This window comes from Pirellulales bacterium, assembly GCA_035533075.1.
Lineage (GTDB): Bacteria > Planctomycetota > Planctomycetia > Pirellulales > JAICIG01 > DASSFG01.
Genome location: DATLUO010000129.1, coordinates 1 through 6,767 on the forward strand (window position 1 = coordinate 1; position 6,767 = coordinate 6,767).

Below are 6,767 nucleotides of genomic sequence, written 5' to 3' on the forward strand. Positions count from 1 at the left end.
TGCTGCGCACACGGCGGACCGCGGCGATTGCTGCGCCAGTATTCCTGCTTCCATAAACTCTACGAAACGCTAGCATGCGCCTTCCACGCCCCCGCTAAAGCCGGATAAAATCTCGTGCCGAACAGGATTGCCACGGAGGGCGTCCCCTACAGATTCTGTTTCATCCTTCATCCTTCATCCTTCATCCTTCCGAACATGGAATGGCAACATCCCCAATGGCTGTACTTGATCCTGCCGCTAGGCGTGGCATGGCTGGCGCTTGCGCTCGGCGGGCGCCGGCGGCGACGCCAGGCCGCCGAGGCCTTCGTGGCATCGCAAATGTGGGCGCGAATCCTGCCGGCTGAGTCGCGGGTGCGGTTCTGGGTGAAATCGCTGCTACGCGAGGTGGCCTTGATCGCCGGCCTCGTGGCGCTTGCCGGACCGCGCTTCGGCACGCAATACGAAGATATCGTCCCTCGCGGCAGCGATCTCTACGTTCTGATCGACGTCTCACGCTCGATGCTCGCCACCGACGTGCCGTCCAGCCGGTTGGCGCGCGCCAAGGCCGACGTGGCGGCGCTGGTCAAGGGGCTGAACGGCGAACGAGTCGGACTGATCGCCTTCGCGGGCCAGGCGGTGGTGAAGTGCCCGCTGACGGCCGATTACGACGCCTTCCGCCGGTCGCTCGACGAGCTCGACCCGGCGAGCGCGCCGCGCGGCGGCACCGCGATCGGCGACGCGATCCGAAAAGCGCTCGAAGTCTTTCATGCCAAGGCCGAACGCGACCAGGCGATGCTCTTGATCACCGACGGCGACGATCAGCAATCGTACCCCCTGGAGGCGGCCACCGTGGCCGCCGAACGGCACGTCACGATCTTCACCGTCGGCCTGGGCGACTCCGACCATGGCGCGCGCGTTCCGCAAGGCGCCGATTCCGCGAGTTTCGTCGAGTACGAGGGACAACAGGTCTGGAGCAAACTGGACGGCTCGCTCCTCAAGGAAATCGCGCTGAAAACCAATGGCGTTTACGTGCCGGTTGGGACGCGGGCTTACGATCTTGGCGAACTGTACGTGGACCATCTCCAGGGAAGACGCGGTGGCGACGGGGCGCACCAGCGGCGGATCAGACGCTCGGAGCGTTTTCAGCCGTTCCTCGCGCTGGCGCTCTTCGCGCTCCTGGCGGACCTTTGCACCCCGCCGTACCGCACGGTGCCGCCGTCGTCGCAAGCCGGCGGCCCCGATGCCTCAGCAAAGCCCGCCAGCGGCAGCCACGGAGTAGCCTCTCGTACACGGCTGCCAGTTTCCGTGTTCGTCGGGCTGTTGCTCCTTTGCTGTCTTTCGGCGACCGCATCGGCTGACGAGCCTGAAGCGGCCTTCCGCGAGGGTTTGCTGTTGTATTCACAGGACGAGTTCGTTTCGGCGCGCGACAAGTTCGCCGCCGCGGCCGAGGAATTCGGCAAGGACGAAGCCGCCGACAGGGCCGCCGTGGCGGCGTTCAACGAGGCTTGCGCCGCTCATCGCCAGGGGGAAGTGGAGCAAGCGCGCACGCTGTATTTGGAGGCCGGGCTGACGCGCGAAAAGCCGCTGGCGGCGGCGGCCTACTTCAACCTGGGCACGTTGGAGGCGGAGGAGGCCCGCAAACTTGCGGGCGAGCACCCTGAAAACGCGCCGAAGGAAAGCCGCGAAAAAATCGTCGATCAATTGAAGTCAGCCATCGTGTCATTCCGCCGCAGCTTGGAGCTGCGGCCCGACGATGCGCGTGCGCGCCGCGACATCGAGCTGGTGCGGATGTGGATCAAATACTACAGCGACCAATGGAGCGAACACGATCGCCGGCAGCGGCGGCAAGAGTCGAACCTGCTCGAATTCCTCGAGTTTCTGATCCAGGGCCAGACGGCACTGCGCGAATCGGCAAAAACTCTCCCGGCGACGGCGGCGGCCGACGCCTTCGCGGAATTGAAGCAAGCGCAGGAGGAGCTTTATGACGAGATCGAGCCGCTCAAGGACAAGATCGAGTCCGACTTGAAACCACAACAGCCCGCCGGCGCGGGCACCCAACCGTCAAACACCAAGGAACTGGAAGAGGCAACGGCACTGCTGCAACAATGGGCCGACGCGGCGGGCGAGAAAATGTCTTCCGCCGCCGACCACCTCGATACGCGCCAATCCGCGCCGGCGACCGCTGAGCAACAGGCCGCCATTGACGAATTGGGGAAAATCTGGGACGCGGTCATCCCTTTTCGGCCATTGCTGGCGCGGGACCTGGCCGACCAAACGCTGATCGCCAAGACCATCGAGCCAGACCCATCGGACAGCCAGGCGGCAGCGGACGACACCGATCCTGAAACCGACGATCTCGCGGTGGGCACCGGGCATCTCACCTTGGACGCCGCCAGGGAAGATCTGGCGCGCCTTGTTGAGATCCAAACCCGGACCCTGCGCCGGACCCAATTGCTCAAGTTGAAAGCCGAGGCGGAGCTCGAACGATTGGAACGATCGCCGCAGTCCGGTTTGCCGCAGTCCGGTTCGCCGCAAGACGATGCGCAAGCGAACGACGACGACTCGGATGCCGAGGAGGCAGGCGACGGGGAAGCGGAGGAAGACGATTCGAAAAAAGCGAGCGATGGCCGCGACGACGCAGCGGGGGACGATTCGGCGACGAGTGCGAATCCCCCGCCAGTCGATCCAGAGCAGCTCAAAGCCGGTTACGCCAAAGCCGTCGAACTTGCCCCCAAGGCGGTTGAGTACATGCAGGCGGCTTTGAAATCCCTTACCCAAGACGAACGCGAAGCCGCCTATTCGCCGGCGGAAGAGGCTCGTAAGATTCTGGAAGAGATCGAAAAGGCGCAACCCCGCGAGGAACGACCTCAAGATCAAGACAACAAGAACCAGGACCAGAAAGACCAGGAGAAAGAGGAACAGGAGAAGAAGGACCAGGAACAAGAGAACCAGGACACTAACCCGCAGCGCAAGCAAGGCCAGGACAAGAAGAACGACGAAAAGAAGGACCAAGAGAAGAAAGATCAGGACAAGAAGGACCAGGAGGGCGAGGACCAAAAACGGCAGGACCGGAAAAAGCCATCACCCGACGGGAAGGAACAACCGCCGCTTTCCCGCGATCGGATCGAAGAGGCCCTGCGAAAAGTCCGGGAGCGGCAACAAGAAAAGCGCGAGCGCGACCGCAAGATGAAGGCACGCGTGTTGGGCAGAGTACCGGTGGAGAAAGATTGGTAATGCGTCGCACCGACCTCGGGAAAAAACGGAACACGATTCGCCAAACCGTTCTCTCGGCCGGCCTGGCGCTGGGTTTACTCACCTCCCAGGCGCCGGCCGCCGAGGTGCCGGAAATCGCCGTGGAAGCCAGCGCCGGCGAGATCTACATCGGAGAAAGTGTCGAGTACAACGTCGAAATCAAGAACTCGCAGAACCCGGCCCGCCCGGACATGTCGGCCTTGACCGACGACTTCGACGTCGTGGCGGAGGGGGACGAATCGCGGAACCAATCCTCGACTTTCATCTACAACGGCCGCGTCACTCGGCAAGACAGTTTCAGCCACGTGTACCGTTTTCGCCTGACACCGAAGCGGAGCGGCGAATTGACGATTCCCGCTCCCTCGGTGACGATCGGCGGGCAAACGATTTCGGGCCGCCCCCGCGCGCTGCGGGTGATCGCTCCCGAAGAGCAAGAGCTGGTGGTGCCAGAAATCAGCTTGGACCGCTCGAGGGTGTATCCCACGCAGCCCTTCGAGGTGACGTTGCGCGTGCTTGTCCAGCCGTTGCCGGACGAGCCGGACCTCGATCCTCTCGCACCGCTCCGCCGGCAACCCCCGCACCTGGAGGCAAATTGGGTTGATCCGCCGGCGGGGCTCGAGGGCGGCGAAAAGATCGGCTGGCTTGAGGGACTTCTCGCGAACGATGGGACCGGTTTCACGCTCAACAACGTCACCCAGCGCAGCGGTTCGTTCTTCGATGGTCCGCGTTTGGCGGTCTTCAACTTGTACCAAGGCCGTGAGGGCCGCGCCGGGCTCGACGGGAAAGAAATCGAGTATTTCGTCTACGAGCTGAGGCGAGCGCTCACGCCCAACAAGGCGGGTCGTTACCAGCTTGGCCCGGCGGTCGTCAAGGGAACGTTCGTGGATGGAAACGCGGGGAGCCGTTACAGTGCTCGTCGGCTGGTCGCCGTGGCACCCGCCGTCACCGTGGAAGTGCGAGAAGTCCCGACACCCAGGCCGCCCACGTTCTGCGGCGGGATCGGCAATTATCACGTCTCCGCGTCCGCGCATCCGACCACCCTGCGAGTGGGAGACCCGCTCACGCTCTCGCTCGATATCCAGCGCGGCGACGGCAGCGGTTCGCTGGACATCATCTCGGCGCCCGACCTCACCGCGAACCGGCAGCTCGCCGCGAATTTCGACATCCTCGACAAGGACCCGACCGGACGGACCAAGGGAGACATGAAGCGGTTCGCTTATGCCATGCGACCGAGCCGTGCCGGAGTTGAAATCCCCCCGCTTACCGTCACGGTGTTCGATCCGGAAACGGAGAGTTTTTCGGAGATCACGACCCAACCCATTTCGCTCGAAGTTTCGGAAGCCGGCCACGTCGACGCCGGCGACCTGGTCGGGAACCTGACCGACTCCGGGAAACAGGAGATCAAGTCGCGCGAGGAGGGGATTTTCCAGAACGTCACCGATCCTTCGGAACTGGCCGATCAGCGCGTCGACATTCCGGCGTTGGCCGGCGTGGCGGCGGGCACGTGGTGCGTGGTGGGTTGCTTGATCGTCGCCGTGAACATGCACCGTCGAAAGTCGGCCGACGCGGGCTGGCGCCGCAAGCAGCAGGCGCGCCCCGCCGCGGTCCAGAAAATGGCCGAGGCGCGACGGGCCCTCGCCGATGGACGGCCCGAACTCGCGCTGCGCGCCACACGGACCGCGGTGGTCGGTTTGATCGCCGATTCGCGGAACATCGTCGCCGAAGGGCTCACGGCCTCGGAAGCGGACGCGGCCCTGGCCGAAACCGCGGTAACTTTCGACGAACGGGCCGAGGTGCTGCGATTGTTGGAATCGATCGAGGCGGCGGAATACGGCTTGGGTAGCGCCGCCGGGGTCTCGGCCATGATCGAAAGGGCCGAGCAGCTTATCCCCCGGTTGGCGCGCCAGTTGGATCGAGAGCGCTGAAGGATGATGAAATCAGTCCCGATACTCATCCTGCTGGTTGCAGTGCCGCAGGCCTATGCTTCCGACGTCGAGCCGGGCGCGCGGCAGCGCACGTTCGTCAGGGCGCTGGAATCGTTCGATGCGGCGAAGACGCCGGCCGATTACCGGGAGTCGGCGGCGATCCTGGAATCGCTGCTCACCGACGGCTATCGAAATGGGGCCGTCTACTACAACCTGGGTAACGCCTACTTCCGTGCGGGCGAATATGGGCGGGCGATCGCGGCCTATCGCAAGGCCCTGCCGTACCGTCCGCGAGATCCTTACCTGCAAGCAAATTTGCGCCAGGCGCTCGCGGTCGCCCCAGGACGCTTGCCCGAACCGCCGCCGCCGTGGTGGACGCACGTCTTGTTTTGGAGTGGATGGATGTCATTCCCGGGCAAGGTTTACGCGGCTTTGGCGGGCTACCTGCTGGCCGCCCTGCTGGCGGCCGGGGCCCTGATCGCGCGCCGGCCGCGTGTAAATTGGCTGAGCGCGGCGCTGGTCGTGGTTGCCGTCGTGCTGAGCGTCGAAGCCGGATTGACCCATGCCAAGATGGTCAAAACGCGCCGCGCCGTGGTCACCGGCGAAACGACGGCGCGCAAGGGAATCGGCAAAGATTACGAGCCGGCCTTCGATCAGCCGCTCAAGGACGGCGCCGAGTTCACAATCGTCGCGGAGAACGGCAACTGGGTGCTGGGCCATTTCGAAGGGATCGGCACCGGCTGGCTGCGACGAGAGTATGTCGCCGAGTAAGTGCTTCCTCGTCAGAGGTTAGGGGCCAAACACACAGATACCCAACTGAATAGCCTGTCGCGGCCAGGACGTCGCGTTAAGGCGACTCGGTTCCTACGTCGAACCAACCGGTGGCGGCGGCTCTTGCCGTTCGATGTCGGTCCGCGGGGCAATGCGTACCCGCGCTCGGCATGCGAGGCCGCCGCAGCCCAGATCCCGCGGCCTTCCACCAATCCTGAAGCCAAGTCCAGGCTTCGGCGGACACCTGCACGGCGGGCTGACGCCCTTGTGCTGTCCGCCAACGCCTGGCCTTTATCACACGCGCTGCGAAAGCAGTTGAATTGGGGGCGTGCGTGTTGTAGAAACGAGCGCAAATCTCCAGGGGCTGAGCCCCTCGCCTCTAGTCGTTGTCATATTTTCGTCAGGAGCGCAGCATGGCCAACAACCGCGTCGTCCACTTTGAGATCCCCGCCACCCAGCCCGAGGCGCTAACCAGGTTCTACGCCGACATGTTCGGCTGGAAGTTCCACAAAGCCTCACTACCGGGGCCGGAATACTGGCTCTGCGAAACGGGCCCCGACTCGCCCGGCATCGACGGCGCGGTGATGCAGCGGCAGCACGCCCAGCAGCCCTGGATGAATTACGTCGACGTCGCGAGCATCGACGAGGCGATCGAGAAAGCCACGAAACTCGGCGCCCAGGTGGCGCTGCCGAAAATGCCGGTGCCGGGCGTGGGGGCGCTCGCGGCCATCATCGATCCGCAAGGGAACATCTGTGGACTGTGGGAACAGGCGACGAAGTAGCCTCGCCAAAAGTGCAGGATGAGCCCGTGGGGCAGGTTTCCAACCTGCCAGAAAACCT

4 protein-coding genes are annotated in these 6,767 nt (G+C 64.0%); all 4 read left to right on the top strand.

All coding sequences use genetic code 11. The features are described from left to right. Nucleotides 1-195 precede the first annotated feature (195 nt). Entirely contained in the window at nucleotides 196-3,213 is a 3,018-nt protein-coding gene (locus tag VNH11_16145; GenBank protein HVA47901.1) for a VWA domain-containing protein, read from the top strand. Further along, nucleotides 3,213-5,156 (top strand): BatD family protein, encoded by a 1,944-nt coding sequence (locus VNH11_16150; protein HVA47902.1) that lies wholly within the window; start codon nucleotides 3,213-3,215, stop codon nucleotides 5,154-5,156. Before VNH11_16145 ends, VNH11_16150 begins: the two co-directional genes overlap by 1 nt. Before the next feature lie 3 nt (nucleotides 5,157-5,159). Further along, nucleotides 5,160-5,927 carry a tetratricopeptide repeat protein gene (locus tag VNH11_16155; protein ID HVA47903.1) on the top strand — a complete coding sequence of 256 codons (768 nt, stop codon included), beginning with the start codon at nucleotides 5,160-5,162 and terminating at the stop codon, nucleotides 5,925-5,927. A gap of 413 nt (nucleotides 5,928-6,340) precedes the next feature. Then, nucleotides 6,341-6,709: a VOC family protein gene (locus VNH11_16160; GenBank protein ID HVA47904.1), complete on the top strand. Its 369-nt coding sequence runs from the start codon at nucleotides 6,341-6,343 to the stop codon at nucleotides 6,707-6,709. Nucleotides 6,710-6,767 lie beyond the last annotated feature (58 nt).

Bases quoted from the DNA above. Each gene is read 5' to 3' on its own strand.
- VNH11_16160 (HVA47904.1), top strand. From the start codon at position 6,341: ATGGCCAACAACCGCGTCGTCCACTTTGAGATCCCCGCCACCCAGCCC.
- VNH11_16145 (HVA47901.1), top strand. From the start codon at position 196: ATGGAATGGCAACATCCCCAATGGCTGTACTTGATCCTGCCGCTAGGC.
- VNH11_16150 (HVA47902.1), top strand. From the start codon at position 3,213: ATGCGTCGCACCGACCTCGGGAAAAAACGGAACACGATTCGCCAAACC.
- VNH11_16155 (HVA47903.1), top strand. From the start codon at position 5,160: ATGATGAAATCAGTCCCGATACTCATCCTGCTGGTTGCAGTGCCGCAG.